Source organism: Chromobacterium sp. Ag138 (assembly GCF_055181315.1).
The window spans coordinates 2,803,770-2,828,680 of record NZ_JBUPWA010000001.1 but is presented as its reverse complement, the minus strand read 5'-3'; the positions used below and the strand labels follow the sequence as shown (position 1 = coordinate 2,828,680).

Below are 24,911 nucleotides of genomic sequence, written 5' to 3'. Positions count from 1 at the left end.
TTCGCCATTCGGACAATCAAGATGACCCCTGAGCAAGTCAAACAATACATCGAGGCCGGCCTCGACTGCGCTTTCCTGAAAGTGGAGGGCGACGGCCACCACTTTTACGCCACCGTGGTATCAGCCGCCTTCGAGGGCAAGCGCCTGATCGATCGCCACCGCATGGTGAAGGAAGTGATCGCCAGCCGCCTGGCCAGCAACGAAATCCACGCGCTCTCCATCGTCAAGGCGGCCACGCCGGACGAGTGGGCCAAACAGCAAGCCTGAAAGCAATACCATGGATAAACTGAAAATCATCGGCAACGGCCCGCTGAACGGCGAGATCCGCGTCTCCGGCGCCAAGAACGCCGCGCTGCCCATCCTGTGCGCCGGCCTGTTGACCGGCGACACCATGCGCTTCACCAACGTGCCGATGCTGCGCGACATCGCCACCACCCAGAAGCTGCTGCAGGGCATGGGCGTGCGGGTGATGACCGACAATGTGCACGAGGTGGAGATCACCGCTTCGCAACTGGACAGCCTGGTGGCGCCGTACGACCTGGTGAAGACCATGCGCGCGTCGATCCTGGTGCTGGGCCCGACGCTGGCGCGCTTCGGCGAAGCCACCGTGTCCCTGCCCGGCGGCTGCGCCATCGGCAGCCGCCCTGTGGACCAGCACATCAAGGGCCTGGTGGCGATGGGCGCGGAAGTGTCGATCGAACACGGCTACGTCAAGGCGCGTGCCAAGCGCCTGCGCGGCGCCCGCATCGTGATGGACATGGTGACCGTGGGCGGCACCGAGAACCTGCTGATGGCAGCCACTCTGGCCGAAGGCACCACCATCCTGGAAAACGCCGCCCGCGAGCCGGAAGTGACCGATCTGGCCAACTGCCTGGTGGCGATGGGCGCCAAGATCAGCGGCATCGGCAGCGACCGCCTGGTGGTCGAGGGCGTGGACAAGCTGCACGGCGCCGAGTACGCGGTGATGCCGGACCGCATCGAGGCCGGCACCTTCCTGGTGGCCGGCGCGATGACCCGCGGCCACGTGGTGTTGCGCAACGCCGCGCCCAAGAGCATGGAAGCGGTGCTGGACAAGCTGCGCGAAACCGGCGCGCTGATCGAGTGCGGCGACGACTGGATCTCGCTGGACATGAAGCAGCGCCCGAAAGCCGTCAACTTCCGCACCTTGCCGTACCCGGCCTTCCCCACCGACATGCAGGCCCAGCTGATGACGCTGAACTGCGTGGCCGAGGGCGCCGGCGTGGTGACCGAGACCATCTTCGAAAACCGCTTCATGCACGTGCCGGAACTGAACCGCATGGGCGCCAACATTGAAGTGGAAGGCAACACCGCCATCGTCAAGGGCGTGGAAAAACTGTCCGGCGCCACCGTGATGGCCACCGACCTGCGCGCGTCCGCCAGCCTGGTGATCGCCGGCCTGGTGGCCGAGGGCGAGACCATCGTCGACCGCATCTACCACCTGGACCGCGGCTACGAGTACATCGAGAAGAAACTGGGTGCCGTCGGCGCGCTGATCGAGCGCGTCAGCTGAGCGCCAGTCTCTTGATGACAAAAACGCCGCGAGCCTTCGGGACGCGGCGTTTTTTTGCCCGGAGCCGGCGTTGCCGCCGCTGGAGAGGCGACTCGCCCAGCGCCCCCCGCTCCGGCGCGCGGCTGACCTTGCGCAGGCCGTCCAGGCGGCTGGTCTTGATCTTGGCCAAGGGCAGCGCTTAGCCTTGGATCGCTAATGCCGGCGCTTGGCGAGGGAGTGGCGATGCGTATCGACGGATGAAAAAAGGCGGCCCGGGGGCCGCCTTCGTCGATCGCCGGTATCCGCCGCGCGGATCAGGCTTTCTTGACGAATTCCGACTTCAGGCCCATCGCGCCGATGCCGTCTATCTTGCAATCGATGTCGTGGTCGCCTTCCACCAGGCGGATGTTCTTCACCTTGGTGCCGACCTTGACCACCAGCGACGAGCCCTTGACCTTCAGGTCCTTGATCACGGTGACGCTGTCGCCGTCCTGCAGCACGTTGCCGACGGCGTCGCGCACCACGCGGATGTCCTCGGCCGCGGCGGCCGGCTGGTCGCTCCATTCATGCGCGCACTCCGGGCAGACGAACAGCGCGCCGTCCTGGTAGGTGTATTCCGATCCGCATTGCGGACAGGCGGGCAATTGGCTCATGGTGGTTCCTGTGTTTTGAAAAAGAAAAACGCTGCCATCCGGGGGACGGCAGCGGCGTGGGACCCGGCGCGCGCTTATTGCGCGGCCGCCGCGGGCGCGGAAGCTTCCACCGGCGCGGCTTTGCGTTCTGCCGCCGGGGCGGAGCTGTCGCCGCCGCTCACCAGGTCGTCCAGATTGAAGTTGTCCACCGGCTGGGTCGGGTCCGGCTGGCCCAGCTGTTTGGCGCGGTACTGCATGTAGAGGTCACGGGTATAGCTGTAGCGGTCCACTGCCGCGGTGTCCAGCAGATTATCGGCGCCCAGCAACTTGGCGCGGGTATTGACGCCATAGACGCTATAGAAGGCGATGGCCTCGTTGGTGTTGTGGTAGACCAGCTTTTCCGGGCCGGGTCCGACCAGCGAGGTGGCGAGGCCGGTGCTGTCGCGCACCGTCGACGGGCCGAAGAAGGGCAGCACGAAGTAGCTGCTGTTCTTCCAGCCCCAGGCTGACATCACATCGCCCAGCGAGGTCTTGTTGTTCTTCAGCCCCGCCTGGTCGGCGATGTCGATCAGGCCGAACAGGCCGAAGCCGGTGTTCATCGCCACGCGCATGAAGTCGTTGGCGGCTTTTTCCGGCTCGGCGCGCAGGATGTTGAAGGCGAAGCTGTATACATCCTTCAGGTTGTCGAAGAAGTTGCCCACCCCGGTGCGAATGGGCGAGGGCACCACGGCCTGGTAGCCCTGGGCCACCTGCTTGATCACCCATTGGTCGGCCTTGTCGTTGACCGTGAACATCGCGCGGTTGTACGGCTCGTACGGGTCGTAGGCGGTGGCGGGGTGGCTGGCGCAGCCGGCCAGAGCCAGCAGGCTGGCGGCGGCCAGGAGTTTAGCGGGGCGCATGGTCAGTCTCCAGCGCGAAGCAAAGGTTCGAGATTGTACAGGCCGGCCAGCGTGGCGAGGCCGGCGGGGATGCCGGACAGCGTCAGCGGGTGGCCGGCGGCGGCGGCGGCGCGCCGCGCCGACAGCAGCAGCGCCAGCGCGGCGGAGTCGGCGCTTTCCACGCCGGACAGGTCCAGCCGCAGCGGCCCCTGGGCCGCCAGCTGGGCCAGCGGCCGCGCCAAGCCGGCGCAGCTGGCCATGTCGATGCGGCCGGACAGGCTGGCCGCGCCGGGTGCGGTGGCGTTCAGCATCAGCCCTTGCCCTTGGCGGGCGCGGCGGCGGATGCCGGGCCGGCGTTCTTGTCCTGCAGCAGCTTGATCAGGCCATCCACGCCGTTCTTGCGGATTTCTTCGTTGAAGCTGTTGCGGTACACGGTCACCAGGCTGGCGCCTTCCACGCTGACGTTGTAGATCTTCCAGCCCTTGTCGCCCTTGTTCAGCACGTAGTCGACGGCCACCGGATTGGCGTTGCCCGGCAGGGTGACGCTGGACTTCACGGTGACGTCCTTGCCGTTGGCACCGGCCACCGGGTTGGGCTGCACGCTGACCTGGGCGGTCTTGAAGCGGGTCATGGTGGTGGAATAGGTGCGCACCAGCAGGGTCTGGAACTGCTGGGTCAGCTCATTGCGCTGTTCCGGCGACGCCTGGCGCCAGCCCAGGCCGACCGCCAGCGCGGTCATGCGCGGGAAGTCGAACAGCGGCACGGCGACGGCCTCGGCCTGCTGGCGCACTTGCTTGGTGTTCTTGCCGTTGTCCTGTTTCAGGATGTCCAGCACTTGGCGCGAGCCGTCCTTGATCAGGTCGACCGGGTTGTCGGCGGCGGCCAGAACCTGGGTGGAGGACAGGCCCAGCATCAGGCAGAACAGGGTAAGCAGTTTCTTCATTTGCGACATTCCATTTTTCACGAGTCGGGCGGCACGCGGTGCCGCGAGGAGGGTTGGCCCCGCTTGCGACGCTATTTACTTGCGTCTTTGCCGGTAAATCCGGTCATGAACTTACCGATCAACTGTTCCAGCACCAGCGCCGACGAGGTGATGGTGATGGTGCCGCCGGGCGCCAGATTGGTTTCCGAACCGCCTTGCTGCAGGCCGATGTATTGCTCGCCAAGCAGGCCGGAGGTGAGGATGGAGGCGCTGACGTCGTCGCTGAGCTGGTAGGTCTTGTCGATGTTCAGCGCGACGCGGGCGCGGTAGGTCTTCGGGTCCAGGCGGATGTCGGACACGCGGCCCACCAGCACGCCGGCTTCCTTGACCGGTGCCTTCACCTTCAGGCCGCCGACGTTGTCGAAGTCGGCGTAGACGACATAGGTTTGCGACGCGCTCTGCGGCGTCAGATTGGCCACTTTCAGCGACAGGAAGACGACGGCGGCGATGCCGAGGGCGACAAAGATGCCGACCCATAAATCAATGGTAGAGCGTTTCATTCGTTTTATTCCTAGAACATGAAGGCGGTCAGCACGAAATCCAGGGCCAGGATCACCAGCGCCGAGGTGACCACGGTGCGGGTGGTGGCGGCCGACACGCCGGCGGCGGTCGGGGTGGCGTCGTAGCCTTCGAACACGGCGATCAGCGTCACGGCGATGCCGAACACCAGGCTCTTGATGATGCCGTTGATCACGTCGTAGTGCAGGTCCACATTGCCCTGCATCTGCGACCAGAAGGTGCCGGCGTCCAGGCCTATCATCACCACGCCTACCAGGTAGCCGCCGAAGATGCCGACCACGTTGAACAGCGCGGCCAGGATGGGCATGGAGATCACGCCGGCCCAGAAGCGCGGGGCGACCACGCGGGCCATCGGATTGACCGCCATCACGCTCATCGCGTCCAGTTGCTCGGTGGTCTTCATCAGGCCGATTTCGGCGGTCATCGCGCTGCCGGCGCGGCTGGCGAACAGCAGCGCGGCCAGCACCGGGCCCAGCTCGCGCAGCAGCGCCAGCGCCACCATCGCGCCCAGCGCGTCGGCGGAGCCGAATTTGGCCAGAGTGGTATAGCCCTGCAGGCCCAGCACCATGCCGACGAACAGGCCGGAGACGACGATGATGATCAGCGACATCACGCCGGCGAAGTAGATCTCGCGTATCGTCATCTGCAGCCGCAGCAGGCTCTGGCCGCTGTTGAGCAGGATGGCGGCCAGGAAGCGGGCGGCGAAGCCCAGCCGCCAGACGGCGTTGATGGTGGTATGGCCCAGGCGGCGCAGCGGCGAGGTCAGAAAATCAAGCATGCCCGCCTCCTTGCAGACCTAGGTCCGCCGCCATCGAGGTGGCGGCGGGGAAGTTGTAGTGCACCGGGCCGTCGGCCTCGCCGTTGATGAACTGCTTCACCCACGGCGAGTCGGACGCGCGGACTTCGTCCGGCGTGCCCTGGGCGATGATCTGGCCGTTCGCGACGAACAGCACGTGGTCGACGATGGCCAGCGACTGGTGCACGTCGTGGGTGACCATCACCGCGGTGGTGCCCAGCGCGTCGTTCAGCTTCTTGATCAACAGCGCGATCACGCCCAGCGAGATCGGATCCAGGCCGGTGAAGGGCTCGTCGTACAGCATCAGCTGCGGGTCGAGCGCGATCGCGCGCGCCAGCGCGACGCGGCGCGCCATGCCGCCGGACAGCTCGGCCGGCATCAGCTTCTGCGTGCCGCGCAGGCCCACCGCCTCCAGCTTCATGGTGACGAGGTCCTGGATCATGCTTTCCGGCAGCTTGGTGTGCTCGCGCAGCGGGAAGGCGACGTTGTCGGCGACCGACAGATCGGTGAACAGCGCGCCGAACTGGAACAGCATGCCCATGCGGCGGCGATGCTGGTACAGCTCGGACTGGCTCATCCGCGCGATGTCGCGGCCGTCCACCAGCACTTCGCCCGATTGCGGGCGAATCTGGCCGGAGATCAGCCGCAGCAGCGTGGTCTTGCCGCTGCCGCTGCCGCCCATGATGGCGACCAGCTTGCCGCGGGGCACGCTGAGAGTAAGGTTCTTCAGGATGGGCCGGTCGCCGTAGGCGAAGCTGACGTTCCTGAATTCGATGAAATGGTCTGTGGACACAAAAATTCCAAACAGCTTGAAAGAGGGATCCCGTATCTGACCCCGCTGCGACGGCGAAATTCAACCTGCTTCGCTACCGGCGGGAATCAGGCCGGCCGCGGTTTATGGTAGCGTACTATCCGGTCTCGAATAGCTGGATTTTATAGCGTCGGCGACTTTGCGCCAAATCTCGCTATGTTACGGTGTGCAAAATCGCCGCAATTTGATGCGCATGTCATCGCGACAGAGGCAGGGGTGTTGCCATAATGGCACACCGGCCGCGACCGGGGACGGTTCGCGGCCGGCGCGAAGACGCCGGGAGGCGTCTTGGATTGGGATCACACGCCGCGCAGCAGTTCGTTGATGCTGGTCTTGCTGCGGGTTTGCGCGTCCACCTTCTTGACGATCACCGCGCAGTACAGGCTGTGGCTGCCGTCCTTGGACGGCAGGTTGCCGGACACCACCACCGAGCCCGGCGGCACGCGGCCGTACATGACTTCGCCGGTTTCGCGGTCGTAGATCTTGGTGGACTGGCCGATGTAGACGCCCATCGAGATCACCGAGCCCTCGCCGACGATTACGCCCTCGACGATTTCCGAGCGCGCGCCGATGAAGCAGTTGTCCTCGATGATGGTGGGGTTGGCCTGCAGCGGCTCCAGCACGCCGCCGATGCCGACGCCGCCGGACAGGTGCACGTTCTTGCCGATCTGGGCGCAGGAGCCGACGGTGGCCCAGGTGTCCACCATCGCGCCTTCGTCGACGTAGGCGCCGATGTTGACGTAGGACGGCATCAGCACGGTGTTCTTGGCGATGAAGCTGCCCTTGCGCGCCACCGCGCCCGGCACCACGCGGAAGCCGGCTTCCTGGAAGCGGGCCTGGCTCCAGTCAGAGAACTTGGTGTCGACCTTGTCGAAGTAGCGGTTGACGCCGTCGTCTTGCACCGCGTTGTCGCGGATGCGGAAGGACAGCAGCACCGCCTTCTTCACCCACTGGTTCACCACCCAGTCGCCGCCTTGCTTCTCGGCGACGCGCAGATGGCCGTTGTCCAGTTCCGTCACGACCTGCTCAATCGCGGCCTTCAGTTCCGGCGACACGGTGGCGGGGGTGATCTCGGCGCGGTTTTCGAATGCCTGTTCGATCAGGCTTTGGATCGGATGCATCTGGTTCAGTCCTTTGGCAATGTGAATCGAAGTCGTCATCTGTGATTCTGGGTCCTGTGGCGGGGCGTCACGCCGGCGTCGCGGCGCGCTGGGTCTGGGTGAATTCTACAATCCTTTGCGCGGCGGCCACGCATTCCTGCTGCTCGGCCACCAAGGCGATGCGCACATAGCCGCGGCCGGGGTTGGCGCCGTGGGCGTCGCGGGCCAGATAGCTGCCCGGCAGCACCGTCACGTGCCGCTGCTGGAACAGCGCGCGGGCGAAAGCCGCGTCGTCGCCGTCCGGCACCTTCGCCCACAGGTAGAAGCCGGCTTCCGGCCTCTCCACCTCGAGAACCGGCTGCAGCAGCGGCAGCACCGCGGCGAACTTGGCGGCGTAGGCGGCCCGGTTGGACTCGACGTGCGCCTCGTCGTTCCAGGCGGCGACGCTTGCCGCCTGCACGGTCAGGCTCATCGCGCTGCCGTGATAGGTGCGGTACAGCAGAAACTGCTTGAGCACCGCCGCGTCGCCGGCGACGAAGCCGGAGCGCATGCCGGGTACGTTGGAGCGCTTGGACAGGCTGGTCAGCATCACCAGGCGCTCGAGGCCGCGGCCGAGCGCGCGCGCGGCGGACAGGCCGCCCAACGGCGGCTGGTCGAAATAGATTTCGGAATAGCATTCGTCGCTGGCGATGACGAAGCCGTAGCGGTCCGACAGCGCGAACAGCTTGTCCCAGGCGGCCAGGTCCATCACCGCGCCGGTGGGATTGCCGGGGCTGCAGACGATCACCAGTTGGGCGCGCCGCCACACGTCATCCGGCACGCCGTCCCAGTCCGGCTGGAAGCGGTTCTCCGCCTCGCAGTTCAGGTAATGGGGCTCGGCGCCGGCCAGCAGTGCCGCGCCCTCGTAAATCTGGTAAAAGGGATTGGGAGACACCACCACCGGTTTGGCCGCGCCGCCGGCGTCGATCAGGCACTGGGTCAGCGAGAACAGCGCCTCGCGGCTGCCGTTGACCGGCAGCACCTCGCTCGCCGGGTCCAGCTTCACGCCGTAGCGGCGCTCGGCCCAATCGGCGCAGGCCTGACGCAGCGCCGGCGTGCCTTGCGTCGCGGGGTAGCCGGACAGGCCGGCGAGATTCGCGCACAGCGCGTCCTTCACCAACTGCGGCGCGGGATGCTTGGGCTCGCCCATCGCCAGGCTGATGTGCGGCAGCGCCTCGGGCGGCCGGGCATCGGCCAGCAGCGCCGCCAGGCGCTGGAACGGGTAGGGGTGCAATTGGTTCAGGCGGGGATTCAACGCGGCGTCTCCATCGGAAATTCGGCACAGGCAATCGATCATCTTAAGAACAGCCATGACACCTGTAAAACAAAAAATCGTCGCCACCTCCGGCATCCTCACCACCGCGCTGGTGTGGGGACTGATGTGGTACCCGTTCCGCAGCCTCAACGTCCAGGGCGTCAGCGTGCCCATGGCCTCGCTGGCCACCTATCTGGTCACCATCGCCGCCGGTTTGACCTTGTTCTTCAAAGTGTACCGGCGCCAGTTCCATTTCGAGCCGGTGCTGGTGCTGTTGACCCTGTTGTTCGGCTGGTGCAATTTCAGCTACACGATGGCGGTGGCCGAAGGCCAGGTGATGCGGGTGCTGCTGCTGTTCTACCTGTCGCCGCTATGGACCGCGCTGTGGTCGCGGTTGCTGCTGCACGAGCACCTGACCCGCCGCGGCTGGGCCGTGGTGGGGCTGTCGCTGCTGGGCTGCGGCGTGTTCATCTACCGGCCGGAGCTGTTCGCCGGCGAGCTGCCGCTGACCCACCGCTACGAGTGGCTGGCGCTGTCCGGCGGCATGGCTTTCGCGCTGGGCAATGTGGTCAGCCGCCGCTCGCACGGCATCCCGGTGCCGGTGAAGTCGGCGACGGTGTGGTTCGGGGTGGCGCTGATCGGCGCGGTCAGCCTGCTGCAGAGCGGCGATCTGCCCAGGATGCTGGAGATCCCGGCCGAGAGCTGGCTGGTGCTGGCGATTCTGGGCGTGGTGCTGTTGTGCACCAGCGTGGTGTCGCAGTACGGCCTGTCCATCATGCCGGCCACCCAGGCGATGACGCTGATGCTGATGGAGCTGGTGTTCGCCGCGGTGTCGGCCTATCTGCTGGCCGGCGAGAGAATGTCGCTGCAGGAGTGGCTGGGCGGCGCGTTGATCGCCGGCGCCAGCCTGTTGTCCGGCGGCATGAGCCGGCCCGGCAACAAGCCGCAGCCTACGCCTTGAGTCTCGAGAATCGGAAAGACAAGATGCAGATCAGATTGATGGAACCGCGCGATTTCGCGGCGTTCTGGCCGGTGTTCCGCGAGGTGGTGGCCGCCCGCGAGACCTACGCCTTCGACCCGGACATGGACCAGGAGGCGGCGCGCCGGCTATGGTGCGAGGCGCCGCTGGAAACCTGGCTGGCGGAAGAGGACGGCCAGCTGCTGGGCAGCTATTTCCTCAAGGCCAACGCCGCCGGACCCGGCGGCCATGTCGGTAACTGCGGCTACATGGTGGCGCCGGCGGCGCGCGGCAAGGGTGTGGCCCGCGCGATGTGCGAGCATTCGCAGCAGCGCGCGCGGGAGCGGGGATTTCTGGCGCTGCAGTTCAACAGCGTGGTGGCTAACAACGCGGCGGCGGTGGCGTTGTGGCAGAAACTGGGCTTCGACGTCGTCGGCCGCCTGCCGCGCGCCTACCGTCACGCGGTCCATGGGCTGGTGGATTGCCTGGTGATGTACAAGTGGCTGGGGGAGGCGGAAACGCCGGCGATGCCGGAGCCGGCCAAGCTGATCGGCCGCAAGAACATCGAGGCGACGGTGTCGCGGCGGCGCAAGCGGGACTGAGCGGAAAGCCGCCCCGCGGCGGGAGGCCGGTGGGGCGGAACGCGGAGCGTTTACAGGTTGTCCAGGTACTGTTGCAGCGCCCGGATATTGTTGTCGTAGGCGGCCGGGGTGCCCAGCTCGACGCCGCCGCTGCGCACGTAGTAGGCGAATGCCACGCCGCGGGTGTCGAAGAAGGGCAGGAAGTCGTCCGGCTGCAGCGTGCTGCCGTTCAGGCCGATCGCCCAATTATTGGCCTTGTAGTGGTTCAGCTGGGTGATCGCGCCGTGCACGGCGATGCCCTCGGCGCTGCGGATCAGCGCGACGTAGTGGTTCAGCGTGTCGATGTTGATCTGGTAGGCCGACGGCTCGCCGACGCTGACGCCCTGCGCGCGGACGTAGTAGGCGAACGGCAGCTGGCGTTCGGTGAAGAAGGCCAGGAAGTTGTCCGGCGCCAGGTTGTCGCCGTTCAGGCCGATCGCCCAGTTTTTCGACTGATACTCCTTCAGCTGTTTGACGACGCCGTCGGCGGCTTCGATTTCCTGCTTGGCGGGAACGTTCACTGCGATGCTGTGTGCCATGTCGGATACTCCTGCGTTGGGGTTGGTCAACAGCAGAAGGCGGGGGGGCGTGTCGCGATCATGAAAGTCTCCGTTTCCGGGTGGACGCCGCAGGGGCGGCGGAAAGTGAGACCAGCCTAGCGCTGGCGGCCGGGCGCGGATACTGGGATTGCGGCCAGCCGATTTATGCCGGCAAATATCCTATAAAAGCAGGTATATCGACGCATTTGTCTGCATGATTTCGTATTTGAAAAGCTGTTTTTCCGATAAGGCGGCGTTCACCAGCTGATCGTGGCATGGGACAGCTTGGGGTCGCCATGGGGATTGATCCGCGCCTTGTAGCGGGTGTTGGCCTTGAGCGGAACCGGTTTGGAGATATTGCCGGGGGAGATCGATTTCTGCTGGCTCAGCAGCTTGGGCGCGCTAGCGTCCGTCATGTCGAAGACGCAGCAGTCGGCGGGACTGCCGTTGATCAGGAATGTGAGCTTGGCGTTCTGGCTGCTGGTGAAGCTGTGTTCGAACCCATTGCCCAGATGAAGCCGGAAGGTGCGCATGGCGGTCTCCCCGAATATGGGCGGCGCGGAATGCGCTGCCCATATGCGGTGAACGGGGAGACGCGCGCGGCGTGAAGCGCGCCGCGCTCAGTAGTGCGGCGGAATCTCGTCGCGCGGCGAGCCGCCGGGGCCGTCGTCCGGCTGCGCGCTGCGGAACTGCTGGTACAGCAGGCGGATCTGCTGCTGCAGCAGGTCGATTTCCTTCTGCTGGCGCGCGACGGTGGCGTTCAGCGCGTCCAGCAGCTCGTCCTGGAAGGCGAGGCGCACTTCCAGCGCCTCGACGCGGTTTTCGTTTTCGGTGTTCATGCCCGCCATTCTACAACACCATCGCCGCGATCCAGCCTGCGGTCATCAGCGGCAGGTTGAAGTGCAGGAAGGTGGGGATCACCGTGTCGCGGATGTGGTCGTGCTGGCCGTCCAGATTCAGGCCGGAGGTCGGGCCCATCGTCGAGTCCGACGCCGGCGAGCCGGCGTCGCCCAGCGCGCCCGCGGTGCCGATGATGGCCACCGTGGCCATCGGCGAGAAGCCCAGGTGCGCGCACAGCGGCACGTAGATGGCGGTGAGGATGGGCACGGTGGAGAACGACGAGCCGATGCCCAGCGTCACCGTCATGCCGATGGCCAGCATCGCCAGCGCCGCCAGCGAACGCTGGCCCTCGAACAGCGCCGCGCCGGCCTTGACCAGCGGCGCGATCTCGCCGCTGGCGCGCAGCACTTCGGCGAAGCCCTGGGCGGTGATCATGGTGAAGCCCACCATCGCCATCATCTTCATGCCCTCGTTGAACACGCCGTCGGCGTCCTTCCATTTCACCACGCCGGCGGCCAGGAACAGCAGGAAGCCGGACAGCGCGCCCATGATCATCGAGTCGGTGTACAGCTGCACCGAGAACGCGGCGACGATGGCGGCGAAGGCGGTGGCCAGCGACTTGCGGCTGACGCGTGCGTGGGTGCGCTCGGCGTTTTCGATCTTGCCCAGCGAGTAGCGGCGCGGCTTGCGGTAGCTGACGAACACCGCCGACAGCAGGCCCGCCACCATCCCCAGCGCCGGGATCGCCATCGCGTGCATCACGTTGATGCCCGAGGTTTCCATGCCGGCCTTGGCGGCGTTGCCCAGCAGGATCTGCTTCAGGTAGATGTCGCCGAAGCCCACCGGAAACACCATGTACGGCGTCACCAGGCCGAAGGTGATCACGCAGGCCACCAGCCGGCGGTCCAGCTGCAGCCGCGCCATCACGTACAGCAGCGGCGGGATCAGCATCGGAATGAAGGCGATGTGGATGGGCACCAGATTCTGGCTGGCGACGCTGACGCAGCCCAGCAGCGCGATCAGCGTCCATTTCAGCTTGCGGTGGGCGCTGGCGTGCTCCAGCTTCTTCACCGCCAGGTCGGCCATCGCATGCGGCAGGCCGGACTTGGCGATGGCGACGGCGAAGGCGCCCAGCAGGGCGTAGGACAGCGCCACCGAGGCGCCGCCGGTGATGCCCTGGTTGAAGGCGGCGAGGGTGGCGGGCAGCGATAGTCCGCCGGCGAGGCCGCCGACCAAAGCGCCGATCAGCAGGCTGATGACGACATGGGTGCGCAGCAAGGTCAGGGTGAGCATGGCGCCCACGGCTAATACAACGGCATTCATTTGTATAGACAAATCAGTGGCTTATGCGCGGCTGCGCGGGGCGGGCAGGGTAACGGGTTTGCCGGGGCCTGTCTAGCAGTCTGACCTGTCATGCCATCTATATATCAAATTGATATTGAAATAAAATTTATTATTACTTTGAGAGATTAAGCGCCGGATTTACAGTCAAACCATCACCCGATTCCGCGCGAAGCGGCAAGGAGGCAAGATGGAAGCGCTGCTGGTGGGAGCCGATAGCCTGGGCAATATTCCGGAGGTGCTGAGCCTGTACGACATCCGCATCGCCCGCCACATCTGCGGCCGCAACGTCGCGCATCAGCGCAAGGCGGCGCTGCCCGGCCGGCCGGACGTGTTGATCCTGCTCACCGATTTTCTCGGCCACAACGTGATGCGGCATTACCGCGACCGCGCCGCCGCGCTGGGCATTCCGGTGCTGGCCTGCCGCCGCTCCGCCACCGCGGTCGAGCAGCGTTTGCGCCACCATGGCTGGAGGAGGCTGTCATGATTTTTTCCGGCAACGAAAACTGGCTGGCCTGGCTGCTGGGCCGCACCGCGCTGCAGGCGCCGCCCAAGGTGGAATGGCGGCGGGCCGCGCCGCGGCCGGCTCCTGCCAAGCGCTGAAAGCGGATGGCGGCGCTGGTTCCCCGGCCGCCTATCTGAGAAACTCCCTGCCATCGTCGGCGTCCAAGCGGCTTGTCCGCCGCGGCGGGCGCTTCATCGTTTCGAAACAGGGAACCGCTTGATGTCAGTCTTTTCCGTTGAATTCAAAGTGCGCGACTACGAGTGCGACATGCAGGGCATCGTCAACAACGGCGTCTATTTCAATTATCTGGAGCACGCCCGGCACGAGTTTCTGCTGGCGAAAGGCATCGATTTCGCCCAGCTGGCGCGCGACAAGATCAACCTGGTGGTGGTGCGCTCGGAAATGGATTACAAGGCCTCGCTGACCAGCGGCGACCGCTTCGCCGTCACCGTGGCTTTTGAGCCGGTGTCCAAGGTGCGCTTCGGCTTCCGCCAGCAGGTGGTGCGCGAAGCCGACGGCAAGGTGGTGCTGGATGGCCTGGTGATCGGCACCGCGATCAACGAGCGCGGCCGCCCCGCCATTCCGGAAGGCTTCGCCGAGCGGCTGACCGCCTGAGGCTGCCGCCGTTTTTATTCCGCCAACGCCTCTGGCCGGATGCCCCACTGCTGGCGCAGGAAGGCTTGCCCGGCCGGCGTGACGCGCAGCGCGCGGCTGTCCAGCCGCCGCTCCACCCAGTTCCGTTGCAGGAATTCCCGGCACAATGCCGCGCCGAGGGCGCCGGCCAGATGCGGCCGCCGCTCGCTCCAGTCCAGGCAGGCCCGCGCCAGCGGCCGCTTGCCGCCGGCTGGCGTTTCCACCGCCAGCGTCGCGGCAAACCAGCCGCGGCCAGCTTCCGTCACCGCGAACTGCCTGTCCTCATCCAGCAATAGCAATCCGTTTTCCAACATCGCGTCGGCGATGGCGATGCCCAGCCGGCCGGCCAAGTGGTCGTAGCAGGTGCGCGCCAGCCGCAGCTCCGGCGTCACCCGGCTGGCCGCCCGCGGCCGGGCCAGATCGTGGCCGTGGGCGGCGGCGCTCAGCGCCTCCAGCGCCTGGGCGATGGCCGCGTTGGCCAGCAGGTAGTAGCGATGGCGGCCATGCTGCTCCACCTTGACCGCGCCGCCTTGCAGCAGCTTGGCCAAGTGGTTGCTGGCGGCCTGGGCGCTGAGGCCGGCGTGCTGCGCCAGCTCGCTGGCCGGGTAGCTGCGGCCGTCCAGCATCAACAGCAGCATCAGGGCGCGGCCGGGATCGGCCAGCAGGCTGGCCAGGCGGCTGATGTCGGGGAGATGGGCGTTGGTCATGGTTCACTCCAGCGTGAAACATCGTGGCGGTTGGCCGGCTACGATACGGGTATTCGAACGACATGCCAAGGAGTTGAGCCATGCGCGCCCTGTTGGATTATCTACACACCTATTTCCTCAGCGAGCCGCAGCTGCTGTTCCGCTGCGGCCTGGCGCCGGAGCGGCTGGCCGAGCTGCAGCGGGACGGCCGCGCGCCCCTGCCTTCTTATCGCCTGCGCTGCGCCGGCGCCGTCACGTCCTATTTCGGCGAGCAGGCGCTGGATGGCGAGCTGGCCTGGTATCCGCAGGCGATGGCCGAGTGGCTGATCGAGGCCGAGCATGCCGACGTGGCGACGCTGCGCGCGCGTTTCGAGCGGCGCTACCGGGCCGAGCTGGCGCGGCTGGCGGAGCAAGGGCTGCCTGCAACGGAGCCTGCCGTGGGCCTGGACGAGGAATGGGCGCATTTCCTGGCAGGAACCTACGGCGTCTGCACCCGCCATGGCCGGGTGGAGCAGATCGCGGCCAAGGGCGCGCTGGTGGACTTGATCGACCGCTTGACCGATCGCCAGACCCGGCCGGCGCTGCCGGAGCCCGAGCGAGTCCTGCTGCGCCGGGCGGTGGATTGGCTGGACGAGACTGAGGCATGGTTCGCGCCGCATGAGCGCGCGGCCAGCTCCCGCGCGCGCTGCGTCGACGGCGCGCGGCGGCGATACCTGGGAGGCGAGGCATGAACGGCTGGCCGGAGCACGCGCTGGCCGCCGCCGGCCATCCCGACCCTTATCCTTATTACCATTCGCTGGCGCGCGCGGGCTGGAGCCGGGAGCCGAAGCTGGGGTTGTGGCTGGCCGCTTCGCGGCAGGCGGTGGACGCGGTGCTGGCCAGCCCCACCTGCCGGGTACGGCCGGCGCGGGAGCCTGTGCCGGCGGGCATCGCCGGATCGCCGCTGGCAGAAGCGTTCGGCCGTTGGTTGCGAATGAGCGACGGCGACACGCATGCCCGCTTGCGGACCGCGGTGGGCGAAGGCCTGGCGGCCCAGTCCTGCGACGAGGCGGAACAGACAGCGCGGCGACTGGCGCGGGCGTTTTTGGCTGCCGGCGCGGTCGATGGCCGCCGGCTGGACGCGCTGGTCGATTTTCTGCCGGTCGCCACGCTGGCTTCGTTGCTGGGGTGGCCGGAAACCACGCTGGCGGAGGCGGCGGCAGGGATCGCGCGGGTGTGCCGGGTCTTGGCGGCCGATGCCGACGCCGCGGCGCGCGAACGGGGGGCGGAGGCTTGCCGGACCTTGCTGGCCGATCTCGCCGCGCTGCCGGCCGAGGGGTGGCTGGGGCGCTGGCGTGCCGAGTTTGCCGGTTTCGACGCCACCGTTTTGCGCGCCAATTTGCTCGGCATCCTGTTCCAGAGCCGGGACGCCGGCGCGGGGCTGCTGTCGGCCGGCATCGCCTGGCGCTGTCAGGGGGAGTGGGATCATGCCGATCCCGCCGAATGGCGCGCGCGCTTGCGGCAGGATCCGGTGCTGCACCACACCCGGCGCTTCGTCGAGGCGGACGCGACGCTGGCTGGCCAGGCCTTGCGGGCCGGCGACCAGGTGCTGGTGTTGCTGGCCGCCGCCGCGCGCGATCCGGCCGGGCCCAAGGAAGCCATGGATTTCGGCGGCGGCCGGCATGCCTGCCCCGGCGAGGCGCTGGCCCTGGCCACCGCCCGCGGTGCTTTGCATGCGCTGGAGGAGAGCCGTCCGGACTGGTGGGCCCTGGGCGGCGGCATCAGCTTTGCAGGCCAGCCCAATGTCAGAATGCGCCGCTTCGGCGCGGGAGAACGAGCATGATCGCGGTGATATTCGAGGCGACGCTGGCCGAGGGCGGGCGAGAGGCTTATCTGCAATGGGCGGAGCGGCTGGCGGAGCAGCTGCGGACGATGGAGGGTTTTGTCTCCATCGAGCGTTTCCAGAGCCTGAATCAGCCGGACAAGCTGCTGTCGCTGTCGTTTTGGCGGGACGAGGCGGCGCTTGCCGCCTGGCGCAATCTGGAATCGCACCGGATGGCGCAGGCGGCGGGAAGGGGAGGCGTGTTCGCCGACTATCGGCTGCGGGTGGCGGCGGTGCTGCGCGATTACGGCATGAACGAGCGCGGGCAGGCGCCGGCGGACAGCCGCGCCGCGCACTCAGCCTGAAGCCAGGGCTTTGATCACGTAGAGATCGAAGCGGGTGGACTTGCCGTCCAGCACCGCCGACGGTTTCACGCCGGCGATGGCCGCGCCCAGGCGCGGCCGTTTCACCACCACCCGCACCTTGGCGGCGGCGATGGCGGCGGCCAGCAGCTCGGCGCTGTCCATGTCGTCGCCAATCAAGTGCTGGAAGGCCTGCATGTCTTTCTTGGCGGCGGCGGATTTCTTGTCGGTGTCGGGAAACATCGGGTCGACGAAGACCACGTCCGGCCGTTGCTCGGCCGATAACCCGGCCAGCCAGTCGCGCGAGTTGGCGTGCACCAGCGTCATCCGTGCGGCGATGTCGCGGGTGCTCTCGTCGCGTTCGGCGCGCTCCAGCGCGTCGGCCAGCAGCGCCGCCGCCACCGGCGAGCGCTCCACCATCGTCACCCGGCAGCCCAGCGTGGCCAGCACGAAGCTGTCGCGGCCCAGGCCGGCGGTGGCGTCCACCACGTGCGGCAGATCCTTCGCGCCCTTCAGCCCCACCGCTTTGGCCACCGGCTGGCCGCGGCCGCCGCCCTGTTCGCGGCGGTGGCGCGCCGCGCCCTCGACGAATTCGGCGTATACCGCGCCGTGCTTGCCGGTGGTCAGCAATTCCAACCGTTCGGATCCCAGTTCCAGCCAGTAGCCGTCGGCCGGCCTCTGCTTGATCAGGGGCAGGGAGAAACGCTCGCACAGGCGGCGGGCGGCGTCGAGGCGGGCGGACTCGGCGCAGTAAAGCGGTGTGGCGGTCATCGGCGGTCCTTCAAAATCTGTTGCGCACGATACGGGATGCGGAGCGTCGTCGCAAGCCGCGGCTGGCCGGGTGAAGGGAAGCGGCGCGGCTGAGCGGAGGAGCGCTAAGTAGATTTATCTAAAGAGCCTTTACTCATACGACATTTTTTTATGCACTTAACTAGTCTATTTCTTTAGGAGGGGCATTTTTATTCAAGCGCAATCGGCGGCGGCCGTAGCGCAGGCGCGGGAGCAGGAACATGGCGTGGTGGAAATCGACGGGCCGGGAATCGGCCAAACAGGCTGGACGTCCGGCCGGCCGTTTGCTGCTGCAGGCGCTGGAGCCCAGGATGATGTTCGACGGCGCGGTGGCGGCTTCGGTCGGCGAGGCCGCGCATCATGTCGACCCCGCGCACGACGCGGCGCGCGTCGACGCGCAGCAGCGGCACGGCGAGGCCGCAGCCGTCGCCGCGGCGGCTCCGCCGCCGGATGCCGCCAGCGCGCGCGATGCCCATGCGCAGGGACCGCAGGTGGTATTCATCGAATCGAACGTCGCCAACTACCAGAGCCTGATCGCCCAGCTGCCGTCCAATTGCCAGGTGGTGATCCTGGACAGCAGCAAGGACGGTCTGGCGCAGATCGCGCAGTGGGCGCAAACCCATAGCGGCTACAGCGCCATCCACATTATTTCCCACGGTCAGGAAAACGACCTGCAACTGGGCGCCACCGAGCTGACCACCGCCAACGTCGCCAGCCGCCAGGCCGAGCTGGCCACCATCGGGCAGGCGCTGCTCCCCGGCGGCGACATCCTGCTGTACGGCTGCGATGTGGCCGAAGGCCGCGACGGCGCCGCGCTGGTCAGCGCGATCACGCGGGAAAGCGGCCGGGTGACGGCGGGCTCCACCGACGCCACCGGCGCCGCCAGCCTGGGCGGCGACTGGACGCTGGAGTACGCCACCGGCGCGCTGCATGTGGCGACGCTGGATCTGCCCGCCTACCACGGCCTGTTGACCCAACCCACTTCCGGCACCACCACCTTCGACAACCTGGACGGCGCGGTCTACAACCCGTCGGGCAGCACGGATACGGCAAACAACCTGAACGGTTGGAATTTCGTCATGCAGCTGGGCCAGACCAATAACGGCAACCAGTCCATCATCGTCGAGAAACCCAGCACCGCGGAAACCGTGGACGGCTATTCCGACGGCACCATCCCCATCACCTATCTGAGCGTCAAGCCCAACGACGGCAGCCTGTTCACGCTCAACTCCATCGGCGTGGTGCTCAACGGCTACGATTCCGGCACCACTGGCGGCAGCGTCAAGCTGGTCGGCTATCTGAACGGCTCGGCGGTGTCCAGCGCGGTATTGAGCCAGAACGTCGGCGATGTGCTGCAGGGCGGCGGCACGCTGGTGACCTTCAACGTCTCCGGCAACAGCGCCTTCCAGGGCATAGACTCCTTCCGGCTGCTGGCGGCCTCCGGCCACAACATCACCGGCATGGTGGGGGTGGGCAGCATCAACGCCATCAATTTCCACTTCCCGGGGCCGACGCTGACCGCCAGCGGCGGCAGCAGCGCCTACAGCTCCGGCACCGGCAACGCGGTGACGGTGGACAGCGGCATCACGCTCAGCGATACCGCCGCCTCGACGCAGACCAGCGCCACGGTGTCCATCACCGGCAATTTCCACAGCAGCGAGGACGTGCTGGCGTTCACCAACAACGGCAGCACCATGGGCAACATCAGCGGCAGCTACAACAGCGGCACCGGCGTGCTGACGCTGACCTCCAGCGGCTCCACCGCCACCAACGCCCAGTGGCAGGCGGCATTGGAGGCGGTCACCTATCGGGACAGCTCGCTATCGCCGAATACCAGCAGCCGCACCATCAGCTTCGCCATCACCGACGCCAGCAGCAACACCAGCAGCACGGTGACCCGGACCGTCACCGTGGCCGCCGACGCGGCGCCGGTGATAAGCAATCTGAACGGCGACAGCAACACCTATTACGCCGGCGGCGGCGCCGTGCATCTGGACACCGGCACCGCGGCCACCGTCACCGATAGCGATACCACCATCCTCAATGGCGGCAATGTGACGGTGCACATCTCGGCCAACGGCCAGAGCGCCGAGGACGCGCTGGGCATCGACACTAGCGGCACGGTGACGCTGTCCAGCGGCACCAGCGTCGGCAGCACGGTGTCGGTGAGCGGCGTCGCCATCGGTGCCATCGCCACCAATGGCGATGGCGTCAGCGGCCACGACCTGATCGTCACGCTGAACGGCAACGCCACGACAGCCCGCTTGGCCACGCTGCTACAGGCGCTGAACTACAACAACACCGCCGCCGGCATACCCAACACCTCCACGCGCACGATACAGGTGACGGTCAATGACGGCCGCGGCGGCACCAGCAGCGCCGCCAGCGTGACGATGGCGGTCAGCGCCGCGCCCCTGCTCGCCACCAGCGGCGGCAGCGCAGCCTTCACCGCCGGCGACAACGCCGCCTCGACGCCGGTGGCGGTGGACAGCGGCATCACCGTCACCGACAACGCCAGCCCCACGCTGGCCAGCGGCACGGTGTCCATCACCGGCAATTTCCACAGCGGCGAGGACGTGCTGGCCTTCACCAACGATGGCAGCACCATGGGCAACATCAGCGCCAGTTACAACAGCGGCACCGGCGTGTTGACGCTGACCTCCAGCGGCGCCACCGCCACGCTGGCGCAATGGCAGGCGGCTTTGCGCGCGGTGAAATATACCGATAGCGCGGTGACGCCGAACAATGCCACCCGCACCATCAGCTTTCAGGTGGCCGACGGCAGCAGCAACGCCAGTTCCACGGTCTCCCGCACGGTGACGGTGGCCGACACCGACCAGACGCCTATCGCCACCGCCAGCGGCGGCAGCACCGCCTTTACCGCCGGCGACAACGCCGCCTCGACGCCGGTGGCGGTGGACAGCGGCATCACCGTGTCCGACCTCGACAACACCACGCTGGCGAGCGCCACGGCATCGATCACCGGCAACTTCCATAGCGGCGAGGATGTGTTGAGCTTCACCAACACCAGCGCGGTCACTTACGGCAACATCGTCGCCAGCTACAACAGCGGCACCGGCGTGTTGACGCTGAGCTCCAGCGGCGCGACGGCGACAGTCGCGCAATGGCAGGCGGCGTTGCGCGCGGTCAAGTACACCGACAGCGCGGTGACGCCGAACAGCGCCACCCGCACCATCAGCTTCGTGGTCAACGACGGCACCAAGAACAGCGCGGCGACGACCAAATCGGTGACGGTGGCGGATACCGACCAGACGCCCATCGTCACCGCCAGCGGCGGCAGCGCGGCCTTCACCGCCGGCAACAACACCGCATCCACGCCGGTGGCGGTGGATGGCGGCCTTACCGTGTCCGACCTCGACAACGCCACGCTGGCCAGCGCGACGGTGTCCATCACCGGCAATTTCCACAGCGGGGAGGATGTGCTGGCGTTCAGCAACACCAACTCCAGCACTTACGGCAACATCAGCGCGAGCTACAACAGCGGCACCGGCGTGCTGACGCTGACGTCCAGCGGCGCGACGGCCACGCTCGCCCAATGGCAGGCGGCCTTGCGCGCGGTGACCTACACCGACAGCGCGATCACGCCGAACAATGCCACCCGCACCGTCAGCTTCGCGGTCAATGACGGCACCAAGAACAGCGCCGCCGCGACGCGGACGGTGACGGTGGCCGACACCGACCAGACGCCCATCGCCACCGTGTCCGGCGCCAGCGGCAGCTACACCATCAGCGGCACGCCGACGCCGGTGGCGGTGGACAGCGGCATCACCGTGTCCGACCGCGACAACGCCACGCTGGCCAGCGCGACGGTGTCCATTACCGGCAATTTCCATAGCGGCGAGGACGTGCTGGCGTTCAGCAACACCAGCGTCTCCACCTACGGCAACATCGTCGCCAGCTACAACAGCGGCACCGGCGTGCTCACGCTGACGTCCAGCGGCGCGACCGCCACCGTCGCGCAATGGCAGGCGGCGCTGCAGGCGGTCACTTACAATGACACCGCCGGCTCGCCGAATACCGCCACCCGCGTCATCAGCTTCGTCGTCAATGACGGCACGGTGAACAGCGCCGCGGTCACCCGCAGCATCGCGATCCAGCTGCCGACCCCGACGGTAGCCGGTCTGACGGCCGGCACCGACACCGGCAGCAGCAGTTCCGACGGCATCACCAGCGACAACACGCCTACGGTGACCGGCACCGCGGTGGCGGGCAGCACGGTGACCATCTATGTCGACGGCGTCAGCGTCGGCACCACCACCACGAATGGCAGCGGCGCGTGGAGCTACAACTTCGTCTCCAGCCTGGCCGACGGCAGCCACGCCATCACCGCGATGGCCAGCAGCGGCGGCGTCAACAGCGGCGTGTCGTCCGGCCGCACCATCACCATTGACACTGCGGCTCCCGCCGCGCCGACGGTGACGGGCCTGACCGCCGCCACCGACACCGGCAGCAGCCACAGCGACGGCGTCACCAGCGTCAACACGCCGACGGTGCAGGGCACGGCCGAGGCGAACAGCACGGTGACGGTCTATGTCGACGGCACCGCGGTGGGCACGGCCACGGCCGACGGCAGCGGGGCATGGACCTACAACATCGCCAGCAGCCTGGCCGACGGCAACCACAGCATCCGCGCGACGGCGACCGATACCGCCGGCAATGTCAGCGGCCAGGCGACGGCTTACAGCGTCACCATCGATACCGCGACGCCGGCGACGCCGGCGATCAGCGGGCTGACCACTGCGACGGACACCGGCAGCAGCCACAGCGATGGCATCACCAGCGACAATACGCCTACTCTGCAAGGCACCGCGCCGGCCAACAGCACGGTGACGGTGTACATCGATGGCTTCCAGGTGGGCACCGCCACCGCGAACGGCAGCGGCGCATGGAGCTACAACCTGAGCACCAGCCTGCCGGATGGCAACCACGGCGCGCGCGTGACGGCGACGGACGCCGCGGGCAACGTCAGCACGCTGTCGGCGGCGTACAGCATCACCATCGACACCGCGGCGCCGTCGGCGCCAAGCGGCTTGGCGCTGACTGCGGCGACCGATACCGGCAGCAGCCACTCCGACGGCAAGACCGGCAACAACCAGCCGACGGTGCAAGGCACGGCCGAGGCGAACAGCACGGTGACGGTGTACGTCGACGGCACCGCGGTGGGCACGGCGACGGCCGACGGCAGCGGCGCGTGGAGCTACAACCTGAGCAGCCCGCTGGCCGATGGCAACCACAGCATCCGCGCGACGGCGACCGACGCCGCCGGCAACGTCAGCGGCCAGTCGACCGCATACAGCATCACCATCGACACCGCGGCGCCGGCAGCGCCAAGCGGCGTGGCGTTGAGCGCGGCGACCGATACCGGTAGCAGCCACAGCGACGGCGTCACCGACAACAATCAGCCGACGATCACCGGCAGCGCCGAGGCGAACAGCACGGTGACGGTGTACGTGGACGGTACGGCGGTGGGCACGGCGACAGCCAATGGCAGCGGCGCGTGGAGCTACAACCTGAGCAGTCCGTTGGCCGACGGCAACCACAGCATCCGCGCGACGGCGACCGACGCCGCCGGCAACGTCAGCGGCCAGTCGACCGCATACAGCATCACCATCGACACCGCGGCGCCGGCAGCGCCAAGCGGCGTGGCGTTGAGCGCGGCGACCGATACCGGCAGCAGCCACAGCGACGGCGTCACCGACAACAATCAGCCGACGATCACCGGCAGCGCCGAGGCGAACAGCACGGTGACGGTGTACGTCGACGGCACCGCGGTGGGCACGGCGACGGCCGACGGCAGCGGCGCGTGGAGCTACAACCTGAGCAGCCCGCTGGCCGACGGCAACCACAGCATCCGGGCGACGGCGACCGACGCCGCCGGCAACGTCAGCGGCCAGTCGACCGCATACAACATCACCATCGACACCGCGGCGCCGGCAGCGCCAAGCGGCGTGGCGTTGAGCGCGGCGACCGATACCGGTAGCAGCCACAGCGACGGCGTCACCGGCAACAATCAGCCGACGATCACCGGCAGCGCCGAAGCGAACAGCACGGTGACGGTGTACGTGGACGGTACGGCGGTGGGCACGGCGACAGCCAACGGCAGCGGCGCGTGGAGCTACAACCTGAGCAGCCCGCTGGCCGATGGCAACCACAGCATCCGGGCCACGGCGACCGACTCGGCAGGCAATGTCAGCGGACAATCGACGGGATACAACATCACCGTCGACACCGTCGCGCCTCAAGTGCTGAGCGTCAGCGCCGGCGCTCCGCTCGACACCACCGCCAGCAGCCTGTCTTATCAGGTGACGTTCAGCAAGCCAGTGGCCTCATTCACCGCGGACAACCTGAGCCTGGTCACCAGCGGCAGCGCGCGCGGCACGATTTCCGGGGTGACCGCGGTCAACGCCACCACCTACGTCGTCCAGCTGTCCGACGTCGGCGGCACCGGCTCGCTGTCGTTGGCGATCAGGAGCGGAACGGTCAGCGACAAGGCCGGCAATCTTCTGAGCGGCCAGCCGACCATGCCGTCCTACCACGTCAGCGCGCAGATAGTGAGCAACAGCGTGCTGACGCCGGCGACGCCCGCTTCGCCCGCGACCACGGCCAATGCCATCCAGCTGCCGCCCATCACGCCCAATATCGTGCTGGCGGCGGTGGGGGGCACGCCGGCCGTCGCCACCGGCAACGAGCATGCCGACAACGCGGCGCAGAATCTGTTGTCGGATGCCGCGCACGCCGGCACGGGCGCCAATTCGCCGTCGCTGGGCGCCAACGGGCTGGACAATGTCAACGGCGGCGCGCCCTCCTTCGTCAGCAACACCGCCAGCAATCCGACCATCGCCCTGCAGGTGAATCCGGATCTGGGTGTGCGCCCTGTCGCCGCCGGACAGTCGTTCACCATCGTATTGCCGCCCGCCACCATCATCAGCCGCGAATCGTCGGCCAACCTCAGCATCGTGGCGCGCCAGAGCAATGGCCAGCCCCTGCCGGGCTGGCTGAAGTTCGACCCGACGACAGGCCGTTTCTCCGGGCAGGCGCCGGCGGGATGGAACAAGCCGGTTTCGATCGACATCCGGGTGCAGGACAAGACCGGCCATCATGGCAACAGCCACATCCAGCTGAATTTCGGCAAACGGCAGGCGACGACGCAAGCGCGCAAGGCGACGCCGGACGCCGGCAAGCTGGCGCTCAACCGGCAGTTCGACAACCACGGCCAACGCGGCTTCCTGCAGCGGCTGGCGGCGTTTCTGGGAGATGACAAGCAGGGGTAGGACGGGGCTGCGGAAAACAGACA

General features: G+C 67.3%; 26 protein-coding genes. 10 read left to right on the top strand and 16 right to left on the bottom strand.

Going from position 1 to position 24,911, the window contains the following annotated elements:
* Nucleotides 1–21 precede the first annotated feature (21 nt).
* Both ACY3GB_RS13030 and murA read left to right on the top strand, forming a co-directional pair.
* Nucleotides 22–267, top strand: coding sequence for a BolA family protein (locus tag ACY3GB_RS13030; protein WP_046157954.1), 246 nt, complete (start codon nt 22–24; stop codon nt 265–267).
* Nucleotides 268–277: 10 nt separating this feature from the next.
* Complete coding sequence (gene murA, locus ACY3GB_RS13025) at nt 278–1,531, top strand: UDP-N-acetylglucosamine 1-carboxyvinyltransferase (RefSeq protein ID WP_463089112.1); 1,254 nt, start codon at nt 278–280, stop codon at nt 1,529–1,531.
* Here the strand turns inward: murA and ACY3GB_RS13020 are convergent.
* From ACY3GB_RS13020 to dapC, 10 genes are all read right to left on the bottom strand, one after another.
* The gene (locus tag ACY3GB_RS13020) at nt 1,524–1,700 is read right to left on the bottom strand and encodes a hypothetical protein (protein WP_463089111.1); all 177 of its coding nucleotides are present in this window, start codon (nt 1,698–1,700) and stop codon (nt 1,524–1,526) included. The genes murA and ACY3GB_RS13020 overlap by 8 nt on opposite strands.
* 124 nt (nt 1,701–1,824) lie before the next feature.
* Nucleotides 1,825–2,163 carry a zinc ribbon domain-containing protein YjdM gene (locus tag ACY3GB_RS13015; protein ID WP_463089110.1) on the bottom strand — a complete coding sequence of 113 codons (339 nt, stop codon included), beginning with the start codon at nt 2,161–2,163 and terminating at the stop codon, nt 1,825–1,827.
* 74 nt (nt 2,164–2,237) lie between these two features.
* On the bottom strand, nt 2,238–3,041 hold the full coding sequence (locus ACY3GB_RS13010) for an MlaA family lipoprotein (protein ID WP_463089109.1): 804 nt from the start codon (nt 3,039–3,041) through the stop codon (nt 2,238–2,240).
* Nucleotides 3,042–3,043: 2 nt separating this feature from the next.
* Nucleotides 3,044–3,331, bottom strand: coding sequence for an STAS domain-containing protein (locus ACY3GB_RS13005; RefSeq protein WP_463089108.1), 288 nt, complete (start codon nt 3,329–3,331; stop codon nt 3,044–3,046).
* Nucleotides 3,331–3,963 carry an MlaC/ttg2D family ABC transporter substrate-binding protein gene (locus ACY3GB_RS13000; protein WP_463089107.1) on the bottom strand — a complete coding sequence of 211 codons (633 nt, stop codon included), beginning with the start codon at nt 3,961–3,963 and terminating at the stop codon, nt 3,331–3,333. Before ACY3GB_RS13000 ends, ACY3GB_RS13005 begins: the two co-directional genes overlap by 1 nt.
* Nucleotides 3,964–4,034: 71 nt before the next feature.
* Nucleotides 4,035–4,502 carry an outer membrane lipid asymmetry maintenance protein MlaD gene (gene mlaD, locus ACY3GB_RS12995; protein ID WP_021475582.1) on the bottom strand — a complete coding sequence of 156 codons (468 nt, stop codon included), beginning with the start codon at nt 4,500–4,502 and terminating at the stop codon, nt 4,035–4,037.
* Between the two features lie 11 nt (nt 4,503–4,513).
* Nucleotides 4,514–5,299, bottom strand: a complete 786-nt coding sequence (gene mlaE / locus ACY3GB_RS12990) for a lipid asymmetry maintenance ABC transporter permease subunit MlaE (protein WP_463089106.1) — start codon at nt 5,297–5,299, stop codon at nt 4,514–4,516.
* Nucleotides 5,292–6,110: an ABC transporter ATP-binding protein gene (locus ACY3GB_RS12985; protein WP_463089105.1), complete on the bottom strand. Its 819-nt coding sequence runs from the start codon at nt 6,108–6,110 to the stop codon at nt 5,292–5,294. The genes mlaE and ACY3GB_RS12985 overlap by 8 nt, the downstream gene beginning before the upstream one ends.
* A gap of 317 nt (nt 6,111–6,427) precedes the next feature.
* Entirely contained in the window at nt 6,428–7,249 is an 822-nt protein-coding gene (gene dapD, locus ACY3GB_RS12980; RefSeq protein WP_231155062.1) for a 2,3,4,5-tetrahydropyridine-2,6-dicarboxylate N-succinyltransferase, read from the bottom strand.
* A gap of 67 nt (nt 7,250–7,316) precedes the next feature.
* A complete protein-coding gene (dapC, locus tag ACY3GB_RS12975) occupies nt 7,317–8,522 on the bottom strand; it encodes a succinyldiaminopimelate transaminase (protein WP_463089104.1) in 1,206 nt (401 codons plus the stop codon).
* Nucleotides 8,523–8,577: 55 nt separating this feature from the next.
* Here dapC and ACY3GB_RS12970 point away from each other — a divergent pair, with 55 nt between their 5' ends.
* Both ACY3GB_RS12970 and ACY3GB_RS12965 read left to right on the top strand, forming a co-directional pair.
* A complete protein-coding gene (locus ACY3GB_RS12970; protein WP_463089103.1) occupies nt 8,578–9,483 on the top strand; it encodes a DMT family transporter in 906 nt (301 codons plus the stop codon).
* A 23-nt stretch (nt 9,484–9,506) separates the two neighbouring features.
* On the top strand, nt 9,507–10,082 hold the full coding sequence (locus ACY3GB_RS12965) for an N-acetyltransferase family protein (protein WP_463089102.1): 576 nt from the start codon (nt 9,507–9,509) through the stop codon (nt 10,080–10,082).
* A 50-nt stretch (nt 10,083–10,132) separates the two neighbouring features.
* Here ACY3GB_RS12965 and ACY3GB_RS12960 read toward each other — a convergent pair whose 3' ends face one another.
* From ACY3GB_RS12960 to ACY3GB_RS12945, 4 genes are all read right to left on the bottom strand, one after another.
* Nucleotides 10,133–10,639 carry a hypothetical protein gene (locus ACY3GB_RS12960; protein ID WP_463089101.1) on the bottom strand — a complete coding sequence of 169 codons (507 nt, stop codon included), beginning with the start codon at nt 10,637–10,639 and terminating at the stop codon, nt 10,133–10,135.
* 257 nt (nt 10,640–10,896) lie between these two features.
* Complete coding sequence (locus tag ACY3GB_RS12955) at nt 10,897–11,172, bottom strand: hypothetical protein (protein ID WP_463089100.1); 276 nt, start codon at nt 11,170–11,172, stop codon at nt 10,897–10,899.
* 87 nt (nt 11,173–11,259) lie between these two features.
* Complete coding sequence (locus ACY3GB_RS12950) at nt 11,260–11,487, bottom strand: SlyX family protein (RefSeq protein ID WP_021475590.1); 228 nt, start codon at nt 11,485–11,487, stop codon at nt 11,260–11,262.
* A 1-nt stretch (nt 11,488) separates the two neighbouring features.
* On the bottom strand, nt 11,489–12,802 hold the full coding sequence (locus ACY3GB_RS12945) for a Na+/H+ antiporter family protein (RefSeq protein WP_463089099.1): 1,314 nt from the start codon (nt 12,800–12,802) through the stop codon (nt 11,489–11,491).
* Between the two features lie 208 nt (nt 12,803–13,010).
* Between ACY3GB_RS12945 and ACY3GB_RS12940 the strand changes: the two genes are divergently transcribed.
* The gene (locus ACY3GB_RS12940) at nt 13,011–13,307 is read left to right on the top strand and encodes a DUF2325 domain-containing protein (protein ID WP_021475592.1); all 297 of its coding nucleotides are present in this window, start codon (nt 13,011–13,013) and stop codon (nt 13,305–13,307) included.
* Nucleotides 13,308–13,544: 237 nt separating this feature from the next.
* Nucleotides 13,545–13,940 carry an acyl-CoA thioesterase gene (locus ACY3GB_RS12935; RefSeq protein ID WP_463089098.1) on the top strand — a complete coding sequence of 132 codons (396 nt, stop codon included), beginning with the start codon at nt 13,545–13,547 and terminating at the stop codon, nt 13,938–13,940.
* A 14-nt stretch (nt 13,941–13,954) separates the two neighbouring features.
* Here the strand turns inward: ACY3GB_RS12935 and ACY3GB_RS12930 are convergent, their stop codons facing one another.
* Nucleotides 13,955–14,665, bottom strand: a complete 711-nt coding sequence (locus tag ACY3GB_RS12930) for an ArsR/SmtB family transcription factor (RefSeq protein ID WP_463089097.1) — start codon at nt 14,663–14,665, stop codon at nt 13,955–13,957.
* 80 nt (nt 14,666–14,745) lie between these two features.
* Between ACY3GB_RS12930 and ACY3GB_RS12925 the strand changes: the two genes are divergently transcribed.
* The 3 genes from ACY3GB_RS12925 to ACY3GB_RS12915 are packed head-to-tail and all read left to right on the top strand — an operon-like array spanning nt 14,746 to nt 16,810.
* Nucleotides 14,746–15,375 carry a DUF6058 family natural product biosynthesis protein gene (locus ACY3GB_RS12925; protein ID WP_463089096.1) on the top strand — a complete coding sequence of 210 codons (630 nt, stop codon included), beginning with the start codon at nt 14,746–14,748 and terminating at the stop codon, nt 15,373–15,375.
* Nucleotides 15,372–16,466 carry a hypothetical protein gene (locus ACY3GB_RS12920; RefSeq protein WP_463089095.1) on the top strand — a complete coding sequence of 365 codons (1,095 nt, stop codon included), beginning with the start codon at nt 15,372–15,374 and terminating at the stop codon, nt 16,464–16,466. Before ACY3GB_RS12925 ends, ACY3GB_RS12920 begins: the two co-directional genes overlap by 4 nt.
* On the top strand, nt 16,463–16,810 hold the full coding sequence (locus tag ACY3GB_RS12915; RefSeq protein WP_463089094.1) for an antibiotic biosynthesis monooxygenase family protein: 348 nt from the start codon (nt 16,463–16,465) through the stop codon (nt 16,808–16,810). Before ACY3GB_RS12920 ends, ACY3GB_RS12915 begins: the two co-directional genes overlap by 4 nt.
* On the opposite strand, the gene ACY3GB_RS12910 is transcribed toward ACY3GB_RS12915, so the two are convergent.
* Nucleotides 16,802–17,578, bottom strand: a complete 777-nt coding sequence (locus ACY3GB_RS12910; protein WP_463089093.1) for a class I SAM-dependent methyltransferase — start codon at nt 17,576–17,578, stop codon at nt 16,802–16,804. The genes ACY3GB_RS12915 and ACY3GB_RS12910 overlap by 9 nt on opposite strands.
* 239 nt (nt 17,579–17,817) lie before the next feature.
* Between ACY3GB_RS12910 and ACY3GB_RS12905 the strand changes: the two genes are divergently transcribed.
* Nucleotides 17,818–24,888, top strand: a complete 7,071-nt coding sequence (locus ACY3GB_RS12905) for an Ig-like domain-containing protein (protein WP_463089092.1) — start codon at nt 17,818–17,820, stop codon at nt 24,886–24,888.
* Nucleotides 24,889–24,911 lie beyond the last annotated feature (23 nt).